This window comes from Pseudomonas sp. AC252 (assembly GCF_979258105.1).
This window is the reverse complement of the sequence record NZ_OZ409837.1, coordinates 347,768-366,054: the sequence shown is the minus strand read 5'-3', so window position 1 is coordinate 366,054 and position 18,287 is coordinate 347,768. Positions and strand designations below refer to the sequence as shown.

21 protein-coding genes are annotated in these 18,287 nt (G+C 61.4%); 11 read left to right on the top strand and 10 right to left on the bottom strand.

Annotation, left to right across the window (positions count from 1 at the left end; translation table 11 throughout):
- Nucleotides 1–11: 11 nt before the first annotated feature.
- Together ACZZZ4_RS01735 and ACZZZ4_RS01730 are read left to right on the top strand one after the other, a co-directional pair.
- Nucleotides 12–734: a response regulator gene (locus tag ACZZZ4_RS01735; RefSeq protein WP_415761767.1), complete on the top strand. Its 723-nt coding sequence runs from the start codon at nt 12–14 to the stop codon at nt 732–734.
- On the top strand, nt 731–2,341 hold the full coding sequence (locus ACZZZ4_RS01730) for an ATP-binding protein (RefSeq protein ID WP_463547118.1): 1,611 nt from the start codon (nt 731–733) through the stop codon (nt 2,339–2,341). Before ACZZZ4_RS01735 ends, ACZZZ4_RS01730 begins: the two co-directional genes overlap by 4 nt.
- 141 nt (nt 2,342–2,482) lie before the next feature.
- Here ACZZZ4_RS01730 and ACZZZ4_RS01725 read toward each other — a convergent pair whose 3' ends face one another.
- Nucleotides 2,483–3,208 (bottom strand): 4'-phosphopantetheinyl transferase family protein, encoded by a 726-nt coding sequence (locus ACZZZ4_RS01725; RefSeq protein WP_415761769.1) that lies wholly within the window; start codon nt 3,206–3,208, stop codon nt 2,483–2,485.
- 152 nt (nt 3,209–3,360) lie between these two features.
- Nucleotides 3,361–4,152, bottom strand: coding sequence for a dienelactone hydrolase family protein (locus tag ACZZZ4_RS01720; protein WP_463547117.1), 792 nt, complete (start codon nt 4,150–4,152; stop codon nt 3,361–3,363).
- Nucleotides 4,153–4,295: 143 nt separating this feature from the next.
- Here ACZZZ4_RS01720 and ACZZZ4_RS01715 point away from each other — a divergent pair, with 143 nt between their 5' ends.
- The 3 genes from ACZZZ4_RS01715 to ACZZZ4_RS01705 all read left to right on the top strand — a co-directional run bounded on the left by ACZZZ4_RS01715 (nt 4,296) and on the right by ACZZZ4_RS01705 (nt 7,070).
- Nucleotides 4,296–4,901, top strand: a complete 606-nt coding sequence (locus tag ACZZZ4_RS01715; protein ID WP_463547116.1) for a hypothetical protein — start codon at nt 4,296–4,298, stop codon at nt 4,899–4,901.
- 148 nt (nt 4,902–5,049) lie between these two features.
- Nucleotides 5,050–5,727: a response regulator transcription factor gene (locus tag ACZZZ4_RS01710; protein ID WP_016773623.1), complete on the top strand. Its 678-nt coding sequence runs from the start codon at nt 5,050–5,052 to the stop codon at nt 5,725–5,727.
- Complete coding sequence (locus ACZZZ4_RS01705) at nt 5,724–7,070, top strand: ATP-binding protein (RefSeq protein WP_310405455.1); 1,347 nt, start codon at nt 5,724–5,726, stop codon at nt 7,068–7,070. Before ACZZZ4_RS01710 ends, ACZZZ4_RS01705 begins: the two co-directional genes overlap by 4 nt.
- 95 nt (nt 7,071–7,165) lie before the next feature.
- Here ACZZZ4_RS01705 and ACZZZ4_RS01700 read toward each other — a convergent pair whose 3' ends face one another.
- Complete coding sequence (locus ACZZZ4_RS01700; RefSeq protein ID WP_463547115.1) at nt 7,166–8,164, bottom strand: AraC family transcriptional regulator; 999 nt, start codon at nt 8,162–8,164, stop codon at nt 7,166–7,168.
- 347 nt (nt 8,165–8,511) lie between these two features.
- Here ACZZZ4_RS01700 and ACZZZ4_RS01695 point away from each other — a divergent pair, with 347 nt between their 5' ends.
- Together ACZZZ4_RS01695 and ACZZZ4_RS01690 are read left to right on the top strand one after the other, a co-directional pair.
- Nucleotides 8,512–9,846 carry a dicarboxylate/amino acid:cation symporter gene (locus ACZZZ4_RS01695; protein WP_039757846.1) on the top strand — a complete coding sequence of 445 codons (1,335 nt, stop codon included), beginning with the start codon at nt 8,512–8,514 and terminating at the stop codon, nt 9,844–9,846.
- Between the two features lie 143 nt (nt 9,847–9,989).
- Complete coding sequence (locus ACZZZ4_RS01690) at nt 9,990–11,171, top strand: CaiB/BaiF CoA transferase family protein (protein WP_463547114.1); 1,182 nt, start codon at nt 9,990–9,992, stop codon at nt 11,169–11,171.
- 106 nt (nt 11,172–11,277) lie between these two features.
- Here the strand turns inward: ACZZZ4_RS01690 and ACZZZ4_RS01685 are convergent, their stop codons facing one another.
- On the bottom strand, nt 11,278–11,772 hold the full coding sequence (locus ACZZZ4_RS01685) for a SprT family zinc-dependent metalloprotease (protein WP_024013976.1): 495 nt from the start codon (nt 11,770–11,772) through the stop codon (nt 11,278–11,280).
- Nucleotides 11,773–11,919: 147 nt separating this feature from the next.
- Nucleotides 11,920–12,522 (bottom strand): Yip1 family protein, encoded by a 603-nt coding sequence (locus ACZZZ4_RS01680; protein WP_016773629.1) that lies wholly within the window; start codon nt 12,520–12,522, stop codon nt 11,920–11,922.
- A 423-nt stretch (nt 12,523–12,945) separates the two neighbouring features.
- Between ACZZZ4_RS01680 and ttcA the strand changes: the two genes are divergently transcribed.
- On the top strand, nt 12,946–13,770 hold the full coding sequence (ttcA, locus tag ACZZZ4_RS01675) for a tRNA 2-thiocytidine(32) synthetase TtcA (RefSeq protein ID WP_039757843.1): 825 nt from the start codon (nt 12,946–12,948) through the stop codon (nt 13,768–13,770).
- Nucleotides 13,771–13,937: 167 nt separating this feature from the next.
- Nucleotides 13,938–14,612, top strand: a complete 675-nt coding sequence (locus ACZZZ4_RS01670) for a DNA-3-methyladenine glycosylase I (RefSeq protein WP_463547113.1) — start codon at nt 13,938–13,940, stop codon at nt 14,610–14,612.
- Nucleotides 14,613–14,758: 146 nt separating this feature from the next.
- Here the strand turns inward: ACZZZ4_RS01670 and ACZZZ4_RS01665 are convergent, their stop codons facing one another.
- The 3 genes from ACZZZ4_RS01665 to arsC are packed head-to-tail and all read right to left on the bottom strand — an operon-like array spanning nt 14,759 to nt 16,130.
- The gene (locus tag ACZZZ4_RS01665) at nt 14,759–15,184 is read right to left on the bottom strand and encodes a DUF2069 domain-containing protein (protein WP_463547112.1); all 426 of its coding nucleotides are present in this window, start codon (nt 15,182–15,184) and stop codon (nt 14,759–14,761) included.
- Nucleotides 15,184–15,780: an NAD(P)H:quinone oxidoreductase gene (gene wrbA / locus ACZZZ4_RS01660; RefSeq protein ID WP_463547111.1), complete on the bottom strand. Its 597-nt coding sequence runs from the start codon at nt 15,778–15,780 to the stop codon at nt 15,184–15,186. Before wrbA ends, ACZZZ4_RS01665 begins: the two co-directional genes overlap by 1 nt.
- Complete coding sequence (gene arsC, locus ACZZZ4_RS01655; protein WP_415761774.1) at nt 15,777–16,130, bottom strand: arsenate reductase (glutaredoxin); 354 nt, start codon at nt 16,128–16,130, stop codon at nt 15,777–15,779. The genes wrbA and arsC overlap by 4 nt, the downstream gene beginning before the upstream one ends.
- Before the next feature lie 113 nt (nt 16,131–16,243).
- Here arsC and ACZZZ4_RS01650 point away from each other — a divergent pair, with 113 nt between their 5' ends.
- Entirely contained in the window at nt 16,244–16,708 is a 465-nt protein-coding gene (locus ACZZZ4_RS01650; protein ID WP_016773636.1) for a TlpA disulfide reductase family protein, read from the top strand.
- A 142-nt stretch (nt 16,709–16,850) separates the two neighbouring features.
- On the opposite strand, the gene ACZZZ4_RS01645 is transcribed toward ACZZZ4_RS01650, so the two are convergent.
- Complete coding sequence (locus tag ACZZZ4_RS01645; protein ID WP_463547110.1) at nt 16,851–17,255, bottom strand: META domain-containing protein; 405 nt, start codon at nt 17,253–17,255, stop codon at nt 16,851–16,853.
- Nucleotides 17,255–17,689, bottom strand: a complete 435-nt coding sequence (locus ACZZZ4_RS01640) for a hypothetical protein (protein WP_039757838.1) — start codon at nt 17,687–17,689, stop codon at nt 17,255–17,257. The genes ACZZZ4_RS01645 and ACZZZ4_RS01640 overlap by 1 nt, the downstream gene beginning before the upstream one ends.
- 134 nt (nt 17,690–17,823) lie before the next feature.
- Between ACZZZ4_RS01640 and ACZZZ4_RS01635 the strand changes: the two genes are divergently transcribed.
- Nucleotides 17,824–18,282 (top strand): hypothetical protein, encoded by a 459-nt coding sequence (locus tag ACZZZ4_RS01635; RefSeq protein ID WP_463547109.1) that lies wholly within the window; start codon nt 17,824–17,826, stop codon nt 18,280–18,282.
- The last annotated feature ends 5 nt before the right edge of the window (nt 18,283–18,287 follow it).

The following is an 18,287-nucleotide window of genomic DNA, read 5'->3' as shown; positions in this document are numbered from 1 at the left end:
AGAGGTCACCGGTGGAGCAACAAACCTGGCAGGTATTGATTGTCGAGGATGACCAGCGACTGGCCGAGCTCACCCGTGACTACCTGCAAGCCAATGGCCTGCGCGTGGAGATCGAAGGCAACGGTGCGCTGGCGGCGGCGCGGATCATCAGGGAGCAGCCGGATCTGGTGATCCTCGATCTGATGCTGCCCGGCGAGGATGGCCTGAGCATCTGCCGCAAGGTGCGCAGCCAGTACGACGGGCCGATCCTGATGCTCACCGCGCGCACCGATGACGCTGATCAGATCCACGGCCTCGACCTTGGTGCCGACGACTATGTCTGCAAACCGGTGCGCCCGCGTTTGTTGCTGGCGCGGATCCAGGCGTTGCTGCGACGCAGTGACACACCGGAACCGGCCGCGGAAAAATCCCGTCGCCTGCAATTCGGCCCGCTGGTGGTCGACAACGCGTTGCGTGAAGCCTGGCTGAGCGACAACGGCATCGAGCTGACCAGCGCCGAGTTCGACCTGCTCTGGCTGCTGGTCTCCAACGCCGGGCGGATTCTTTCGCGCGAAGAAATCTTCACCGCATTGCGCGGCATCGGCTATGACGGCCAGGACCGCTCGATCGACGTGCGCATCTCACGCATCCGTCCGAAAATCGGCGACGACCCCGATCATCCGCGTCTGATCAAGACCATTCGCAGCAAAGGCTACCTGTTCGTCCCGGAAGCCTGTGCAGACCTGGCGCTGTGAATTCGATCTTCCTGCGCATCTACGGCGGCATGTGCGCCGCGCTGATTCTGGTGGCGGTGCTCGGCGTGCTGGCACTGAACCTGCTCAATCAGGTGCGCAGCGAGCAATATCGCGAACGCCTGGCGCACGGCACTTTCTCGCTGATGGCCGACAACCTGCAACCGATGAACCAGACCGAACGCCATCGCGCGTTGCTGGTGTGGGAGCGGCTGCTCGGCATCCCGCTGACGCTGAAGAAATTCTCTGAAAGCGACCTCGATCTGGCCCAGCGCACCCGTGTGCTGCGCGGTCAAGCGCTGGTCGAGCAGACCGGACCCCACGCGGCCAAGGTCTATCGACTGGTCAGCGAAAAAGGGCAGCTTGTACTGGTAGGAGAGGTACAGCAGATCAGCGAGCAACTGGCCCGGGCGACCATTTATTTGCTCGCCGATGAACTGGTGCGAGTACCGGTCGGCGAACAGCCCAAACGTCTGGCGCAGATAAAGCAGGAAAAGGGCTTCGGCTTCGATCTGCGTCTGGTCACGGTAAATGACGCCGACATGGACGAAGACCAGAGCCGCCGCGTGGCCGAGGGCGATACGGTGATGGCGCTGGGCAAGGGCGGCGATTCGATCCGCGTCTTCGCCGGCATGGTCGGCACGCCGTGGGTGCTGGAAATCGGCCCGCTGTATCAGATGAATCCGTACCCGCCGGAATGGCTGGTGCTGATTGCCGCTCTGGGTCTGACGCTGATCGGTCTCATCGTCTATCTGTTGGTGCGTCAGCTTGAGCGGCGTTTGCGCGGCCTCGAAGCAGCGGCCACGCGCATCGCCAAGGGCAGCCTGGAAACCCGCGTGCCGGCGCGCGGTGCCGACTCGGTTGGACGGCTGGCGTCGGCGTTCAATGGCATGGCCGAGCATTTGCAGCAACTGCTGGCGATCCAGCGAGAACTGGTGCGCGCGGTCTCCCATGAGTTGCGCACGCCGGTGGCGCGGCTGCGTTTCGGTCTGGAGATGATCGGTACGGCGACCACCCCGCAGGCACTGGAGAAATACCGCGAAGGCATGGATCACGACATCGAAGACCTCGATAAGCTGGTCGACGAGATGCTCACCTACGCAAGACTGGAGCAAGGCTCACCGGCGCTGACCTTCCAGCGCATCGATCTGGATGCGCTGGTCAATCAGGTCATCGAAGAACTGGCGCCACTGCGCGCCGAAGTCACGGTGCAGCGCGGTTTGTGTCTGTCATCGGCCGACAACGACGGCGCCTGGGTCGAGGCCGAGCCGCGTTATTTGCACCGAGCGCTACAGAATCTGGTGGGCAACGCGATGCGCCATGCGCATTCGCAGGTGACGGTGAGTTATCAGGTCGGCCAATTGCGCTGCCGGATCGACGTCGAGGACGACGGGCCGGGAGTGCCGGAGGTGGCATGGGAGCGGATCTTCACGCCGTTTCTGCGCCTCGACGATAGCCGCACGCGGGCCTCGGGCGGGCATGGTCTGGGCTTGTCGATTGTGCGGCGGATCATTCACTGGCACGACGGCCGCGCGATCATTGGCAAGAGCAAGAGCCTGGGTGGGGCGTGTTTCAGTCTGAGTTGGCCGAGGAATCAGGAGCGCCGGTAGGGTGTGTAGTGGCAGGGCTGGCCCCATCGCTGGCAAGCCAGCTCCCACAGGTTTTGCGGGTGTACATTGTCTCTGTGTACACCGCGAATACTGTGGGAGCTGGCTTGCCAGCGATGAGGACCATGCAGGCAATGCAAAACTTCAGGCAGGAATGCTGACCAGACTCAACAACTGCCCATCCTGCACTGCAAACTGCGCCTCCAGCTCCGATCCGTTGCGCCATTCGCCGGACAAATCAGTCAACAAGCGCAGCCTGACCTGACCCGCCTCAGTCCACTCCAACACTTCTGCATGCTCGAAATAAAAACGCTGCTGCACGATCGGGTACAGCGCTTTGAATAAACTCTCTTTGACCGAAAACGTCAGGGTCACCAGTAACGCCAACTGATCCTCAGATCCCGCTGCCATGCGCTGCAGTTCCGCTGGGGTGAGAATTTCCCCGGCCAGGCGTTCGGCGCGCTCGTGGCTCAACAGGTTTTCCAGATCCATGCCCAGGCCGCGCCAGTGCTGCTTGTTGGCGACAATCGCTGCGGCGCGGCCGGTGCTGTGGGTGATCGAACCGCAAATGTGCGCTGGCCACACCGGGGCGCGGTCTTCGCCGATCGGCGGAACGATATTCAGGCCTTCGAGTTGGTGCAGCGCGGCACGGGCGCAGATGCGCCCGGCGAGAAACTCGGCCTGACGCTTGGCCACCGAGCGCTGGATGCTTGGCGGCGCGAGTACAGCGCTGCGATGGAAGTCATCGCCGAGCAACTGTGCCGGATCGAAGTGGGTACTGAGCAGCACGGTATCGGCAAGCACCGTTGGCAACGGCCAATGGCTGTCGAGGGCAGTGCAGCAGGCGGGCAGGGCGAGGGTGATATGCATGGCGGGCATTTTGCCGGTTAGTCGGGGCGAGGTCGAGATCGGCGGTGAAGCCTTCGCGAGCAGGCTCGCTCCCACAGGGGATCTTCTGTGCGACAGATACCCGGTGTGGGAGCGAACCTGCTCGCGAAAGCCACGCCTCGGTCGTTACTGACTCAACCGAAAATCCTCTTGAAGAACGCCTGCATATCCGCCCACGACTTCTCGTCCGCCGCCTTGTTGTAACCAATGTCCGGCCCGCCATGCTCGCCATGGCTCAGGCGATCGGCATCCGGGTTGCTGAAACCATGCTTGGCGCCATCCAGACTGACGAACTGGTAGTCCGCCCCGGCCTTGTCCATCTCCGACTTGAACGCGGTGACGTGGTCCTGAGTGACCATGCTGTCCAGCGCACCGTGCTCGACGAGGATTTTCGCCTTGACGCTGCCCGGAGTCGCCGGGGTCTTGGTTGCCAGCGCGCCATGGAAACTCACCACACCGGCCAGCGGCACACCCTGACGCGCCGCATTCAGCACCACGCCGCCACCGAAGCAATAGCCGATGGCGGCGATTTTGTTCGGGTCGGTCTGCGGTTGCTTCTTCAGCAGATCGAGCCCGGCGGCGAAGCGTTTACCGGCAGCATCGGCGTCCTTGGTCGCTGCCTGCATGAAGGCCATGGCGTCTTTCGGGTGCTCGGTGTTCTTGCCTTCGCCGTACATGTCGATGGCCAGCGCGCTGTAGCCGAGTTCGGCGAGATCCCGCGCGCGGCGCTTGGCGTAATCGTTCAACCCCCACCATTCGTGGACCACGACAACGCCGGGGCGGGGGCCTTTGATCGCGTCGTCATAGGCGTAGTAACCGATCAGTTGGCTGCCGTCGGCGCTTTGATAGGGGATTTCTGCAGTCTTGATCGCAGCCTGGGTGAGGCTGCTGACCGCCAGCAAAGTCAGGGCGAGGAACAGGCGCATGGTCGGGTCTCCTTATTGAAAGTGGTCAGAACAGCCTAGTCGATCTGGTTCAGGTCTGGTTCAGAGACGGTTCAGGGGCCGTACAGGGGCGGCTGAGTAACCTTGCGCCATACCCAAACAGCACTGTGAAAGAGGAAATACCCATGACTCGTATCAACAAACTGCTGCTGGCTTTTACCCTGTTAGGCTCCAGCATCGCGGCCAATGCTGACGACACCAGCAACTTCGCCGGCCTGACGTTCGGCCAGACCAGCGACAAGATCGACAAGTCCCACGCACTGAACAATAACCTCGGCCACCCCAACGTCACGGGGGCCATCGACGGCAACAACACCTACGGCATGCGCCTCGGTCAGCAAAACAGCCAGGGCCGCTATTACGCCACCTACGACAACGTTTCCGGCTCGCACAATGGCGTTAAACTGCGCCAGGAAAATCTGCTCGGCAGCTATGACCTGTTCTACCCGGTGGGCGGCAGCACCAAGTTGTTCGGTGGCGCCACCGCCGGTCTGACCAAGCTGACGCAGGATTCGCCGGGCTTCAGCCGTGACAGCGACATCGGTTACGCCATCGGTGGTCAGGTCGGTGTGTTGCAGCAGGTTTCGCAGAACACGTCGGTGGAACTCGGTTACCGTTACCTGCGCAGCAACGCCAGCACCGAAATGAAAGAGAGCGGCGGCAGCAAACAGGGCTCGCTGGACTTGACCAGCAGCGCGCAGACCTACCTGTCGGCCAACTACTATTTCTAAGCGGTTGCCGCCGATTGAAGTGTGGGAGCGAGCCTGCTCGCGAAAGCGATGTTTCATTCAACATCATCGTTGACTGAATGACCGCATTCGCGAGCAGGCTCGCTCCCACAGGTTGTGACTGGAGTGTTCAAGTGATGGGGAGAAGGACATGAAACTGTTGGTCGTCGAAGATGAGGCGCTGTTGCGTCATCACCTGCAAACCCGCCTGACGGAGAGCGGTCATGTGGTCGAGTCCGTGGCCAATGCCGAGGAGGCGCTGTACCAGACCGGACAGTACAACTTCGATCTGGCAGTGATCGATCTCGGCCTGCCGGGCATGGGCGGCCTGGACCTGATCCGCCAGTTGCGCTCGGGCGGCAAGACCTTTCCGATCCTGATCCTCACCGCGCGCGGCAATTGGCAGGACAAGGTCGAAGGGCTCGCCGCCGGTGCCGACGATTACGTGGTCAAGCCGTTCCAGTTCGAAGAGCTCGATGCACGCCTGAACGCATTGCTGCGCCGCTCCAGCGGCTTCACCCAGTCGACCATCGTTGCCGGGCCGTTGCTGCTCGACCTCAATCGCAAACAGGCGAGCCTTGATGAGCAGCCGCTGGCGCTGACCGCCTACGAGTACCGCATCCTCGAATACCTCATGCGCCATCATCAACAAGTGGTGCCCAAGGATCGCTTGATGGAGCAGCTCTATCCGGACGATGACGAGCGCGATCCGAATGTCATCGAAGTGCTGGTCGGCCGTCTGCGGCGCAAACTCGAAGGCCCGGCCGGGTTCAAGCCGATCGACACCGTGCGCGGCCTCGGCTACCTGTTCAATGAGCGCTGCACTTGATCCGTTCCCTTCGCGTTCGCTTGATGCTCGCCGCCACCACGTTGGCGGTGTTGTTCATGCTTGCCTTGTTGCCGGCGATGCAGGGCGCCTTCAGCCTTGCCTTGCAGGACTCGATCGAGCAACGTCTGGCCTCCGACGTCACCACATTGATCTCCGCCGCACGGGTGGAAAACGGCCATTTGGTGATGCCCTCGCAATTGCCGGATGAGCGCTTCAACCTTACCGATTTCCGCTTGCTCGGCTATATCTACGACCGCGACGGCAAGCTGGTGTGGCGTTCGAAAGCCACCCAGGAAGAACAGATCAACTACAAACCGCGTTACGACGGCCTCGGCAACGAGTTCGCGCGGATCCGGGAAGCCAGCGGTCAGGAGTTCTTCGTCTACGACGTCGAAGTCAAATTGCTCGGCGGCAAAAGCGCAGCGTTCAGCATCGTCGCCCTGCAACCGGTGCGCGAATACGAAACCACTCTCGAAGGCCTGCGCGAAAACCTCTATCTGGGCTTCGGCGCGGCATTGCTGGTTTTGCTGGCGCTGCTATGGATCGGCCTGACCTGGGGCCTCAAGGCCTTGCGCCGCTTGAGCCAGGAACTCGACGAAATCGAAGGCGGCACTCGCGAAAGCCTCACGGAAAAACACCCGCGTGAACTGCTGCGCCTGACCGGCTCGCTCAACCGCCTGCTGCTCAGCGAACGCCAGCAGCGCAGCCGCTACCGCGACTCCCTCGACGACCTCGCCCACAGCCTGAAAACCCCCTTGGCGGTGCTGCAAGGTGTCAGCGAAGACATGGCGCAGCGCCCGGAAGACCGCGACCAGGCTTGGGTCCTGCAAAGCCAGATCGAACGCATGAGCCAGCAGATCAGCTACCAACTGCAACGGGCCAGCCTGCGCAAAAGCGGCCTGGTGCGCCATCAGGTGCGCCTGCAACCGGTGCTCAAAAGCCTCTGCGATACGCTGGACAAGGTCTACCGCGACAAACACGTGCGCGTAACCTTTGATCTGCCGGAACATTGCTACGTGCCGATCGAGCAGGGCGCCTTGCTGGAAATGCTCGGCAACTTGCTGGAAAACGCCTATCGCCTGTGCCTCGGCGAAGTGCTGGTCAGCGTGCGCGAGTCACTGGCCGGGATCGAATTGTGCGTAGAAGATGACGGGCCGGGTGTACCGCTCGATCAGCGTGCGCGGATTCTCGAACGCGGCGAACGTCTGGACGCCCAGCATCCGGGGCAGGGGATCGGGCTGGCGGTGGTCAAGGACATCATCGAAAGCTACAACGCCCGTTTGGCTTTGGGCGATTCGCCGATGGGCGGGGCGGCGTTCAGGATTCATTTTCCTGCGGTGTGAAGGTTGGCCGTGCCGGCCTCTTCGCGAGCAGGCTCGCTCCCACCTTGAAACGCATTCCCCTGTGGGAGCGAGCCTGCTCGCGAAGGCGTCTGACTTCACAACTCCTGCGCCCGATAAGCCCCCGGTGTCAGCCCCGTCCATTTCTTGAATGCCCGGTGAAACGCCGAAGGCTCGGAAAACCCGAGCTGCTCGGCAATCTGCTGCAATGACAGATCCGCCCGGCCCAGATGATAGATGGCGATATCCCGCCGCAGCTGATCCTTGAGCTCCTGAAAACTCGTGCCTTCCTCACGCAAATGCCGCCGCAAGGTTTGCGGGCTGATATGCAAATGCGCGGCGACGGCTTCCAGATCCGGCCAATGTGCCGCGTCGCGGCTGAGCAAGCGGCGCAGGCGGCTGCTCAGGCTGTCGCCGTCGTCCGGACGCGAGAGCAGGTCGGCGGGGGAGCGTTCGAGGAAATGTTTGAGCGTGCGTTCGTCCTGCAACAGCGGCATGGCCAGGTAGCGACTGTGAAACAGCAGGCTGCTCTGCTCGGCATCAAAGGTCAGCGGGCAGGGGAACAGCAAGTCGTATTCGCCGCCGTGCTCGGGGCGCGGATAGCTGAAAGTCGCCTGCTCGAGCCGAATGCGCTGGCCGATCAGCCAACTGCCGAGGCGATGCCAGATCACCAACAAACTCTCGCTGAGAAAATGATCCGGGTCCCACCACTGCGCATCGTCGAGGCTCAAACGCACCCATTCGTCTTCGCGGCGCAGAGCCAGGCGCGGGGCGTCGGGGAACAGGCTATAAAACAGCAAACCGCGTTGCAGAGCCTTCTCCAAGTTGCGGCAGTGAATCGAGGCGTGGCACATCATGGCGAAGCTGCCGGGCTTGCTCGGGGCGTTACCGAAACCCAGGTATTCGTCGTCCAGCGCCAGCCACAGCCCTTGAATCAGCCGGGTGAACTGCTCAGGGGCAATCCGCGCGCGGGGCTCGTCGAGCAACTCCGGGCTGATCCCCAGTTGCTGTAACAGGCCTGAATAATCCAGGCCGCGCCGGCGTGCGCCGCCAAGAGCGGCACGGGCGAAATGGCTGGCGATGGTGCGTTCGCGCATAAGCGGCAATCCTTGTTCAGGCACCGATCGTAATGGCGGGCCGGCAACGTCACAAGGCGGATTTCCGCCAAATTGCAGGACGCTGGACGCTCAGTTGGCGGAAATCCGCCATGCCTCAAGTCACTGATTGGTGACAGGAAAATCCCGCAGGCCCTGATATCAAAAGGCTTGCTGCCATTCGCACCAATCTGGCACGACGTTTGCGATACAAGCGACAGAAGCGTGCATTTTTTCCTCCCGGGAGGATGCCGTTCCAACAACAAATCCCTCCAGTGCAGGAGGGTTCGCAATTAAGGTTCGGCGCTCGACAGATGGATGTTGCCGCTGGACGCTTGAGGAAACCTGCAATGACGACTCGTCAGCCACTGTACAAATCCCTGTATTTCCAGGTGATCGTTGCCATCGCCATCGGCATCCTGCTCGGTCACTTCTATCCGCAGACCGGTGTGGCCCTCAAGCCACTGGGCGACGGCTTCATCAAGCTGATCAAAATGGTCATCGCCCCGATCATCTTCTGTACTGTTGTCAGCGGCATCGCCGGCATGCAGAACATGAAATCGGTAGGCAAGACCGGCGGCTACGCGCTGCTGTACTTCGAAATCGTTTCGACCATTGCCCTGCTGATCGGTCTGGTCGTGGTCAACGTTGTGCAACCGGGCGCCGGCATGCACATCGACGTCACCACCCTCGACGCCTCGAAAATCGCCACCTACGTGACGGCCAGTAAAGACCAGAGCATTGTCGGTTTCCTCCTCAATGTGATCCCGAACACCATCGTCGGCGCGTTCGCCACCGGTGACATCCTGCAAGTGCTGATGTTCTCGGTGATCTTCGGCTACGCCCTGCATCGCCTCGGCTCGTACGGTCGTCCGCTGCTGGACATGATCGATCGCTTCGCCCACGTGATGTTCAACATCATCAACATGATCATGAAACTGGCGCCACTGGGTGCGTTCGGTGCCATGGCGTTCACCATCGGTGCCTACGGTGTCGGCTCGCTGGTGCAACTGGGCCAGTTGATGATCTGCTTCTACATCACCTGCGTACTGTTCGTCGTGCTGGTGCTGGGTGCGATCTGCCGGGCTCACGGTTTCAGCGTGTTCAAGCTGGTGCGTTACATCCGTGAAGAACTGTTGATCGTACTGGGTACGTCCTCGTCGGAATCGGCACTGCCACGCATGCTGATCAAGATGGAGCGTCTGGGCGCGAAGAAATCGGTAGTTGGTCTGGTGATCCCGACCGGTTACTCGTTCAACCTCGACGGTACTTCGATCTACCTGACCATGGCCGCCGTGTTCATCGCCCAGGCGACTGACACGCACATGGACATCACCCACCAGATCACTCTGCTGCTGGTACTGCTGCTGTCCTCCAAAGGCGCGGCGGGTGTGACCGGTTCGGGCTTCATCGTGCTGGCCGCGACACTGTCGGCGGTAGGTCACCTGCCGGTGGCCGGTCTGGCGCTGATCCTCGGTATTGACCGCTTCATGTCCGAAGCCCGCGCACTGACCAACCTGGTCGGTAACGCTGTTGCGACCATCGTTGTGGCCAAGTGGGTCAAGGAGCTGGACACCGATCAACTGCAAGCCGAGCTGGCTTCCGGCGGTCGCGGCATCTCCGACGAGCGTGAAGAAGACGACCTGGGTGTCGCTGAAGGCCCAACCCCGAGCAATGTGAAGTAAGCATCGCTTGTAGAGAAAACCCGCTTCGGCGGGTTTTTCTTGCCCGGGATTTGAGCGCAACGGTCACACCTGCTGACATTTGCGGTGATTGCCGCATCGACAATGGCTGCCTAGGCTGAGTGCATCGCCCAAGGAGTTTGCCCATGTCCGCACCGCTGGCCTCACTGAAGATTCTCGATTTCTCGACCTTGCTGCCGGGGCCGTTCGCCTCGTTGCTGCTGGCAGACATGGGCGCCGAGGTGCTGCGCATCGAATCGCCGACCCGTATGGACCTGCTGCGAGTGCTGCCGCCGCATGATGGCGGGGTATCGGCCAGCCACGCTTATCTGAACCGCAACAAGCGCAGTCTGGCGCTGGATCTGAAACAGCCCGAAGCGCTGCAGATCATCAAGCAACTGCTGGGTGAATACGACATCGTCCTCGAGCAGTTTCGCCCCGGGGTGATGGAGCGTCTGGGCCTGGGTTATGAGGCATTGAAGGCGATCAACCCAAAGCTGATTTATGTGTCGATCAGCGGTTACGGCCAGACCGGGCCGTACAAGGAGCGCGCCGGGCATGACATCAACTATCTGGCCCTGGCGGGACTCGCCAGCTACACCGGACGCGCCGACAGCGGGCCGTTGCCGCTGGGCATGCAGGTGGCGGACGTGGCGGGCGGCTCACTACACGGCGTGATCGGCCTGCTGGCAGCGGTGATTGCCCGTCAGCAAACCGGGCAGGGCACCCATCTGGATGTGAGCATGACCGATTGCGCGTTCAGCCTGAACGCCATGGCCGGCGCGGGATATCTGGCCTGTGGCGCGGAACCGGGTTGGGAAGACCAGATGCTCAATGGCGGCAGCTTCTACGATTATTACCGCACCCGGGATGGGCGCTGGATGTCGGTGGGCAGTCTGGAACCGGCGTTCATGCAGCAACTGTGCACGGCGCTGGGCCGGCCGGAACTGGCGGCGCAAGGATTGTCGCCCAGGCCTGAGCAGCAACAGGCCTTGAAAGAGGCGTTGCGCATCGAATTCGAACGGCATGATTTTGCAGAACTGTGTGAGTTGTTCGCCGGGGTCGATGCCTGTGTCGAGCCGGTATTGAGTCTGGGCGAGGCGCTGCGCCATCCGCAGCTACAGGCGCGGGAGTTGATGACACAAGTGCCGCGCGGCGATGGCACGACGCAGGCGCAGATGGCGTGTCCGTTGAAATTCTCCGAGGCGTTGCCGGCGCCAAGGCATGTTGGCGCCGGGTTGGGGCAGCATACGGATGAGGTGTTGGGGGAGTTGGGGTTGAGTGCTTCGAAGATCGCTGAGCTGCGTTCCGCCAGGGTGATTTTGTAGCGCCCTGGCGCCGCCTTCGCGAGCAGGCTCGCTCCCACATTGAAATGCATTCCCCTGTGGGAGCGAGCCTGCTCGCGAAGGGGCCCGCCGATACTCTACAAAACTGTCATTCCACCCGCATTTCACCACTGAACACCAGCGTACTGCGGCAGCGCCGGCACAGATACCGCCGCCCTTGCCGCACCAGGCCATGGCGCTGGGCGGTAAACGGGAAATCACTGTCGGGACACGGGCATTTGTAGATATAGCGGGTCACGCTGCGTCGCTTGATTTCATAGGTGTGGCAGCGGTCCGGCGGCAATTCGTAGACGCCACGCATGATCAGTTGCCACTCCTCGCCATGGGGCTGGATGCGGTCGCCGAACAGTTGATGCGCGATCAGGTGCGCAACTTCGTGGGCCACGGTCTGCTTGAGGAAGTGCTCGGTGTTTTCCCGGTACAGCTGTGGGTTGAAGCGCAGCAGGTTCTCGTGCAGATGCGCGACACCGGCTTTCTGCCCGCGCAGCTTGAGGCTGACGACCGGGCGTTTGAAGGAGCGTTTGAAAAAGGATTCAGCGAGTTGGTAACAATCTTCGACGCGGGTATTGAGTTGCTCGGGCATGCTTGATGGATCTCCAGAGACGCCGAGTATGCCGCAACCCCGGCGACTTGCGAATCGCCGACCTGCCGAATGGTCGTCGCCCAACGAGAAGGCCGCCTTGCGGCGGCCTGTATTGGCAGATGTTGTTTTTCTCAGGGAGGAAACAGGTCAGTTGGTATAGACCGGGCCGACACCCAGGCCCCAGACAATCACGGTGAATGCCATGATCGCCACCAGCACCACCAGGCCGACGGCAAGCACTGAGCTGGAAAACAGGAAACCTTCATCCGAAGGAATGTTCATGAACGTCGGCAGGCCGACATACAACAGATACACCGTGTAGCAGATGGCCGCCGTGCCGACGATCATCCCCAGCCACATGTGCGGATACAAAGCGGCCAGTCCACCCACGAATAACGGTGTTGCGGTGTAAGTGGCAAACGCCACGCAACGGGCCAGGCTCGGGTTGGCGTCGTAGGTGCGCGCCATCCAGTGCACGAAGGCGCCCATCACCGCGACCCCGCCGAGCATGGCCAGGTACGACATGATGGTCATCCACAAGGCGCTTTCGAACGTGAGCATCACCGGCGCGCGATTGCCGATCACCCAGCCCACCTGGGTCGTGCCGATGAACGCCGAGACCGCAGGGATCGCCGCCAGGATCAGCGTGTGCGTCAAGTACATGTGGCTGATGCTTTCCTCTTGGTCGCCACGGATCTCTTTCCATTCCTGATCGGGGTGGGTAAACAGTCCCACTACGTGATGGATCATGCCATTCACTCCTCTTGTCATTGCCATCGCCCCCCAACGGAGCGCCTACGGGCCAAGGGCCGAGCAAATACAGGTCTAAAGACGTGTGCGACCTTATGTCGCAGTATAGGAAGGACTCCAGCGCACCGGTATGCCGGGCTTAGAGCAAATCGCGCTGTAAACATTGCAGGTAATCGCCTCGGGGTCTTGCGGGGAAGGCATTTTTGAGGTCGAAACACTTTTGTGGCGAGGGGATTCATCCCCGTTCGGCTGCGCAGCAGTCGCCAAGCCATTCACCGAGCAGGGTCAGGCGATACGAGTTCTCGGGTTTCAGGGCTGCTTCGCAACCCAGCGGGGATAAATCCCCTCGCCACAGATGCTTCGCGCTACTGGGGTTTTTGCGTAAAATGCCGGCCTTTCGTCACACCTCACGGATTTCGCGTCATGGGCACTCTTACGGTCAACCAGAACAAACTGCAAAAGCGCCTGCGCCGCCTGGCCGGCGAAGCGGTCGCCGATTTCAACATGATCGAAGACGGCGACAAGGTCATGGTCTGCCTGTCCGGGGGCAAGGACAGCTACACCATGCTCGACGTGCTGATGCACCTGCAGAAGGTTGCACCGATCAAGTTCGACATCGTTGCGGTGAACATGGACCAGAAACAGCCGGGCTTTCCCGAGCACGTGCTGCCGGCCTACCTGAAAGAACTGGGCATCGAGTATCACATCGTCGAGAAGGACACTTACTCGGTGGTCAAGGAACTGGTGCCGGAAGGCAAGACCACCTGCTCGCTGTGCTCGCGCCTGCGTCGCGGCACGCTGTACACCTTCGCTGACGAAATCGGCGCGACGAAAATGGCCCTCGGTCACCACCGCGACGACATCGTCGAAACGTTCTTCCTCAACATGTTCTTCAACGGCACCCTGAAAGCGATGCCGCCGAAACTGCGCGCCGACGATGGCCGCAACGTGGTGATTCGTCCGCTGGCGTACTGCAACGAGAAGGACATTCAGGCCTACTCGGACTTCAAGCAATTCCCGATCATCCCGTGCAACCTCTGCGGCTCGCAGGAAAACCTGCAGCGCCAGGTGGTCAAGGAAATGCTCCAGGACTGGGACCGCAAGACCCCGGGCCGTACCGAATCGATTTTCCGCAGCCTGCAAAATGTGGTGCCATCGCAACTGGCCGACCGCAATCTGTTCGACTTCACCAGCCTGAAGATCGACGAAACCGCGGCTTCGCGTTTCGTCAATGTCGTCAATCTGTAAACACAACCTGTAGAAGCGAGCCCTGTGGCGAGGGGATTCATCCCCGCTGGGGCGCGAAGCGGCCCCAAAATCTCGGGGTCTGCTGCGCAGCCCAGCGGGGATGAATCCCCTCGCCACAGGGGTCTGCTTCTGCAGGTGTTATTCATTTCCAAACCTCAGGAGAGGGCATGCGCGATTACAAGTGGCTGCACGAATACTGTCTGAACCGTTTTGGTTCGGCGGCTGAACTGGAAGCCCATCTGCCCGTTCCCAAGACCCCCGCTCAACTGCGCAAGATCCGCGACGACCGGTACCTCTCGACCATGGCCCTGCGGGTTTTTCGCGCCGGGCTCAAGCACAGCCTGGTCGACGCCAAGTGGCCGGCGTTCGAAGAAGTGTTCTTCAAGTTCGATCCGGAAAAAGTCGTGCTGATGAGCGCCGAGCACCTGGAGCGGCTGATGCAGGACGCGCGGATCATCCGCCACCTCGGCAAGCTGAAAAGCGTGCCGCGCAATGCGCAGTTCATTCTTGATGTGGAAAAGGACAAGGGCAGCTTTGGCGCGCTGATCGCCGACTGGCCGGTGACCGATATCGTCGGCCTGTGGACCTACCTGAAAAAGCACGGCCACCAACTCGGCGGGCTGTCGGCGCCACGCTTTTTGCGCATGGTCGGCAAGGACACGTTCGTGCCCAGCTACGACGTGGTCGCGGCGCTGAATGCGCAGAAGATCGTCGACAAAGGGCCGACCAGCCAGCGTGATCTGGCAACGGTGCAGAACGCCTTCAACCAGTGGCACGAACAGAGCGGCGGCCGGCCGATGAGCCAGATTTCGATGATGCTCGCCTATACCGTGAACCATTGAGTCAATCCGATCGTTCCCATGCTCCGCGTGGGAATGCCGCCATGGACGCTCCGCGTCCACTATGACGCAGAGCGTCACGGGATGCATTCCCACGCGGAGCGTGGGAACGATCATGTGGGAGCGAGCCTGCTCGCGAAAGCGGTTGGTCAGGCGACGCTGATCTCGCCTTCGCCCGCCAATTTGCGATTCAACTGATAGCGCCAGCGCACATACAGCAGCGCCGAGCAGAACACCGCCAGGCTCGCGGCCATTTCCAGCAGGCCGAACAGCTGCCGGTTGGGATCGTACGCCGCCAGTGCGCCTTTGATGAAATACAGGTTCACCACAAAACACATCCACGAATGACCACGGGCGCTGCCCGTGATCATCGCCGGGGCGAGGACCAGCCACGGGATCAGCTCGACCAGCAGAATCACCCACGGCCGCGCGCCATGCAGATCGGCGAACAGCAGGTAATAAGCCGCCAGCAACCCGGCGAGGGCGAAAAAGCTCAGCAGGCTGAGCACGCGCATCGCCTTGACCCGTGGCTCAAGCCACGCCACCGAGGGCAGGACTTTCGGCTTCTTCGCCATCAGCTCACCAGTTTCTGCGCGGTTTTCGCCAGACGCAGACCGAGCGCTCGACACAGCGCCACTTCGTGTTGATCCAGGCCACTCTTGCCATCGGCACCGGCGTGATGGCTGGCGCCGTAAGGCGTGCCGCCACCTTCGGTTTCGAGCAGGGCCGATTCGCTGTAGGGCAGGCCGGTGATCAACATGCCGTGATGCAACAGCGGCAACATCATCGACAGCAGCGTGGTTTCCTGACCGCCGTGCAGGCTGGCGGTGGAGGTAAACACGCCGGCCGGTTTGCCGACCAGCGCGCCAGTCAGCCAGAGGTTGCTGGTGCCGTCGAGAAAGTACTTGAGCGGCGCGGCCATATTGCCGAAACGTGTCGGGCTGCCCAAGGCGAGGCCGGCGCAGTTCTTCAGATCATCGAGGCTGGCGTAGAGCGCGCCCTCATCGGGAATCTCCGTCGCCACCGCTTCGCATTCGGTGGAAATCGCCGGCACTGTGCGCAAACGCGCTTCCATTCCGGCCTGCTCGATGCCACGGGCGATCTGCCGGGCCATCTCGTTGGTCGAACCGTTGCGGCTGTAATAGAGAACCAGAATGTACGGCGTGCTCATGGCAACAACTCCAGCACGTTTTCCGGCGGGCGACCGATGACGGCCTTGTCACCGACTTCGAGAATCGGCCGCTCCATGAGTTTCGGGTGCGCAGCGATGGCGTCGATCAGGTGCTGTTCGCTGAGGCTGGCGTCCGCCAGGTTCAGGGTCTTGTATTCATCTTCACCGCTGCGCAACAACTGCCGCGCACTGATCCCGAGTTTGCCGAGCAAGGCCTTGATCTGCGCGGCGCTCAGCGGCGTTTCCAGGTAGCGCACGACAGTCGGAGTCAAGCCGCGGGCTTCGAGCAGTTCCAGCGCGCCGCGGGATTTCGAGCAGCGCGGATTGTGATAAAGCGTCAGATCGGTCATGGCGGGTCGCTTCTGGCGTAAAGTGGCGGCTATTCTAACTGTGCGGCGCGCAATCCAGAACCGTCAGAGGCGATGGGTCGCAGGCGCTTTCGAATTTTCACAAGGAACACGACATGACACGGCGATTGGCAGCGGCATTGACGATTCTCGGGGCGTTGATGCTGGGGGGCTGCGGCAATGATTACGGCATCGACCAGAACGGCCAGAAGGTTGCGTCCGAACGTCTGGACAAACAATGGGTGGTGCTCAATTACTGGGCCGAGTGGTGTGGCCCGTGCCGCACGGAAATTCCTGAGCTGAATCATTTGGCTGATGAGCTCAAGAGCAAGAATGTCGGGGTGTTCGGGGTCAACTTCGACAACGTGCAGGGCGCGGAATTGAAAGAGGCGAGTGAAAAACTCGGCATCAAGTTCACCGTGCTGGCGCAGGATCCGGCCGAGCTGTTCGACCTGCCGCGCAGTGAAGCGCTGCCGGTGACGTTCATCATCGATGACAAGGGCAAGGTGCGTGAACAATTGCTGGGCGAGCAGACGGCGGCAGGGGTCATGGCGAAGCTGGAGGCGTTGCGGAACAAGTAACCTGTGGCGAGGGGATTCATCCCCGTTGGGTCGCGAAGCTGCCCCATGCGCAGTTCCAGGCGAACTGCAAACTCAGGGCTGCTACGCAGCCCAACGGGGATGAATCCCCTCGCCACAGGTCCCCTGCGGGCACAGAAGGGGCTCAGCCCTCTTCCAGCCACCAGCGCAACGGTTTGCCTTCAGCCGGCCAGAAGCGTATCTGCTCGATCGGCGAAATGTCCCAGCGCTCGACTTTCTCCAGCGCCTGCAAAAAGCGTTGTTCCTGCTCCATCAGCGCCGGGGCGCAGAGTTTGCGGGTCTTGCCGATCTTGCCAAAGGTCAGCTTGTCGCCGTCCTGCGTATAAGGCGCGAACCAATGGTTGCAGCCACCGTTGCCATAAGCACGGCCGTCATCGCCGAGGGTCACGGTCAGATGGCTGTAATCCATCAGTGGCCGCTCGCCGATCCATTCCAGGATGTAGCTGCGGTTGTGCTGCAGTTGCACCGGCTCTGCGGCACAACCAACCAGGCCGACACCGATCAGTGCGGTCAGGGCAAGCCGTTTCATCACGCAGGCTCCTGGCATTTCGGGCACAGGTGCTTGTCGCCCACGGCTTTCCAGCCGAGCTCGGCGATGCGCGCGGTGGCGGCGGGTTTCTCGGCGGTCTTGCCCAGCTTGGCGTCCACGGCAAATTCAAAGCTCAGCTCTTTCGCGCAGCTGTCGCAGTTGACCTGCCAGGTGTGAATCGCCAGTTCGCCAAACACCGGGCCAGTGGTCATTGCGGTCCATTGGCCTGGCGGATTGATCAGGTGGCGGACGGTGTCGACGGTCAGGCGCATGGACAAATCCTTGCTGCCTTTGAGCGTGACCAGCAGGGCATCGCCAATACGGATCGAGCCACCGTTGCCGGTCACCTGATAGCGGCCCGGAACGAGGGCGCGGCATTCGGTGAGGGTGTGTTGCGGGTTCATCAGGGTGTAGCGGAAATCGTGTTCGACCATGGGTCCTCCAAATATGCGCGACATGCTAGCACGGGCTCGATTGCAGAATGATGCGCGCGTGCGACCTTCGATCCGGTTCAAATGCGCCGACAGTCATGGCAAACTGCCGGCCCCCGAATCTGAAGGAACGGAACATGGCGCTGATCGAATGTTATGAATGCAAACGGAGCATCAGTTCCGAAGCGCTGGTGTGCATTCACTGCGGCGCGCCGATGGCCGAACACGCCGCCATGCAGGCGCAATCCACTGCGGCAGCGGCGCAGACCTCGACGATTTCCTTCGGCAGCTTGCCTCGCAACAAGGCTGTGCCCGAGGCGGTTGCGCCACCAGTGGCCGAGCCGCTGCCCAAAGTGATGCCAGCGGCAGCAGGGCGTCGCCGTCGTCAGCAGGCGGCGGAACAGGCACGCCAGGCACAACAACCGCTGAACGCCGATGGCAGCCGTCCGGTGGAAGGCTGGCTGAAAATCATGGTGTTTCTGTTACCAGCGTTTTTTGTCTGGTTCCTGCTGCGCAATGGCCACTCCAGCAAGCAGCGCCTGCTCGGTTTCGGCTGGCTGGGCTTGCTGATCCTGGCGTCTTTGTTGCCCAAGTAGAACGA